Origin of the sequence: Ruminococcus flavefaciens ATCC 19208 (assembly GCF_000518765.1) — a bacterium.
In the GTDB taxonomy this organism is placed as follows: domain Bacteria; phylum Bacillota; class Clostridia; order Oscillospirales; family Ruminococcaceae; genus Ruminococcus; species Ruminococcus flavefaciens.
This window is the reverse complement of the sequence record NZ_KI912489.1, coordinates 1-3,132: the sequence shown is the minus strand read 5'-3', so window position 1 is coordinate 3,132 and position 3,132 is coordinate 1. Positions and strand designations below refer to the sequence as shown.

Below are 3,132 nucleotides of genomic sequence, written 5' to 3'. Positions count from 1 at the left end.
GTAACAAGAAACGGAAAGCTTGATAAGAGAGCATTGCCTGAGATCGGTACAAGAAATGTCAGAGAGTATGAAGCACCGAGAAATGAAGAAGAGGAAGCAGTTTGTAAGGCATTCAGCGAAATACTGAATGTGGAAAAGGTCGGAATAAAGGACGGTTTCTTTGAACTCGGCGGAGATTCGATAAAAGCAATAAGAATGATATCTGCACTGAGAAATGCAGGATATGCGGTAACAGTAAAAGATATAATGACAGGCAGGACAGTTGAGAAGATAGCTCTTTCATTAGTATCCGGTACCGGTGAAAAGAAGTATGAACAGGGAGAGGTAACAGGCAGGGTTGAGCCTACTCCGATCATAAAGGATTTTGGCGAATGGAAGCTTTCAAAGCCTGAACACTTCAATCAGGCAATGATGTTCACTGTGGACGGAACAGATAATAATATTATACATCAGGCTGTTGAAGAGCTTGCAAAGCATCATGATGTACTGAGAGCAGTTTACAGGAACAACGGACTTGAGATACTTCCGATCAGGGACAGTAAGCTGTGTGATTTTTATGAGTTTGACTACAGCAGTGAAAATGATAAGCATACGGCAGTAGCCGATAAGTGTACAGAAATACAGGGAAGCATTGACCTTATAAACGGACCACTTGTAAAAATAGCAGTTTTTGAACTTGGAGATACTAAACAGATGATGTTCTGTATACATCATCTTGCGGTAGATGGTGTTTCATGGAGGATACTTGGCGAAGATTTTTATACAGCAGTCAGACAGATAAAGGCAGGAGAAAAAGTAAGCCTGCCTGAAAAGACAGCATCATTTATTGAATGGAGCAGAAAGCTTAACGAGTACGGAGCTAAGCTGACTGATAAGGAGAGAGACTACTGGAAGAAAGTCGAGGCTGAAATAGCAGAAGGCGGAATACACGGTGAATATCCTGAAGAAAAACCGGGTGCAGCCGTGATGAAGCTTAGCAAGGAAATAACCGAAAATCTGCTTACGAAGAGTCTGAACGCATACGGTGCAAAGATAGATGAGATACTGATCGCAGGACTTGCAAGAGCAGTGGGACGTATCACGGGGCAGAAGAAGCTTGCGATAAAGCTTGAAGGTCATGGAAGAGAAGAGATACACGAACCGATAAGTACAGACAGAACAGTTGGCTGGTTTACGAATGTATACGCAGTATGTGTTGAATGTACCGAAGATGATGATGCAGCTGTTATCAATGCTAAGGACACTATCAGAGGCGTTCCGGAAAAAGGAATGGGATACGGATTTGCAGTACACGAAGCGACACCTGATATATGTTTCAATTATCTTGGAGACTTTAGTGGAAGCAGTACAAGCTATACAGGCGAATACAGTACAGGAGATATTTGCAGCAGAGAAAACAGGACAGACGATAAGATAACAGTAAACGGACAGATCAGAGAAGGAGAACTGGAGTTTCTGATAATGAGTCAGTATAAAGAATACGGACAGGGATTCATAGAAAAAATAAAGGACGAGTTTACAAAGGCAATGACCGAACTTTCGGAATTCTGCGCAACAGGCGGTAAAGATAAAAGAACGAGATCTGATCTGCGTGATAAAGATCTTGATAATGAAGAACTGGACATTTTAAATACGATGTTTTCATAATTGATGAAGGCAAAAAGCGGGATTTTAGGAGGTTAAATAAATGTCAACAGTCAATAACAGGATTGAAAATGTATACGGGTTAACACCCCTTCAGGAAGGAATGTTATTCCATTATCTATATGAAAAGAATACGACTGCATATATTTTGCAAAGCGTATTTACAGTTAATGAAGAGGTAGAGCTTGGAGCAGTAGAAAAAGCATTGAAGCTGTTATCCAGAAGGTTTGATGTTTTAAGAACGGCTTTTGCGTATGAAAAGATCAAAAAGCCGAGACAGGTAGTAATAGCAGACAGAGAAGCAGAATTAAAATATCTGGATTTCTCGGATAAGGATACAAATGAATTTGAAAAGGATTTTCAGGCATTATTATCAGAGGATCAGAAGAAGGGATTTGATCTTACAAGAGATCCGCTGTTAAGACTGAATGTTATAAAGAAAGATGAAACGACCTACAAGTTTGTATTTACTACTCATCATATAATTGTAGACGGATGGTGCGTACAGATAATAATAACAAAATTCTTTGAATATCTGAAACGCCTGACAAACCGTGAGGAATATGAAGCGATCAGCAAAGAGATAGAGAAGGAATGCTCTGAAAGTGCTGAATACGGAGAGTATGTAGAGTGGATAAATGAACAGGATCAAGCAAAAGCGATAAAATACTGGTCGGAAGAATTAGCAGATTACGATAATGATGCTGTAATAAAAGCAATGAAAAAGCCTTGCCGTACTGACAAAACAGTCGGAGAGCTCTGGGGCAGCATTGAGGAAAAAACTACAGAAAAAATAAAAAAGCTCACAGGAGAAGCAGGAGCAACTATAAACACAGCTGCTGAAACAGCGGTAGGTTTGCTGTTGCAGAAATACAGCGGAAGTAATGATGTTGTATTCGGAAAAGTCGTATCAGGCAGAAATGCACCTGTCAAAGGGATAGAAGAAATGGTAGGTCTGTTCATAAATACGATACCTGTAAGAGTAAAAGCTGATAAGGAAACTACAGTAAAAGAGCTCATAAAAAGTCAGCAGGAAAAAGGAAATGAAAGCACAAACTATGATTATTGCTCGATCGTAGAGATACAGAGCAGAACAGAGAAAGGCTCTGATCTGATAAAGGTACTGTATGTATTTGAGAATTACACAAGTGGAGCAGAGCTTGAAGAAAAGAAGACTGAAAGCGGAAATACGATCAGATTTGAAGGTTCAAGAGAACAGACAAACTATGGAATAACTATCTCCGGCTATGAAATAGAAGGAAAGCTCAGCTTTAAAATACTGTACGATCCGAATATGTATTGCGAAGAAGAAGTGCAAATGATCATGGACAGGTTGTTGAAGATCTGTGAGGAAATTGCTCAAAAGCCTGATAGTAAGGTATGCGAGATTGAAACAGTCACAGAATCGGAAAAAAAGCTTATCCTGAATGATTTCAATGCAACGGAAACAGAGTATCCGAGAGACAAGACAGTAGCAGAGCTGTTTGA

Annotated in this window: 2 protein-coding genes; both read left to right on the top strand. The window is 39.8% G+C overall.

Annotated features, from left to right (window positions below):
• Positions 1–1,647: condensation domain-containing protein (locus L870_RS16905; protein ID WP_037271584.1), on the top strand; the 1,647-nt coding region annotated here is incomplete at its 5' end.
• Positions 1,648–1,687: 40 nt separating this feature from the next.
• The coding region (locus L870_RS16900; RefSeq protein ID WP_037271582.1) for a condensation domain-containing protein at positions 1,688–3,132 on the top strand (1,445 nt) is incomplete at its 3' end.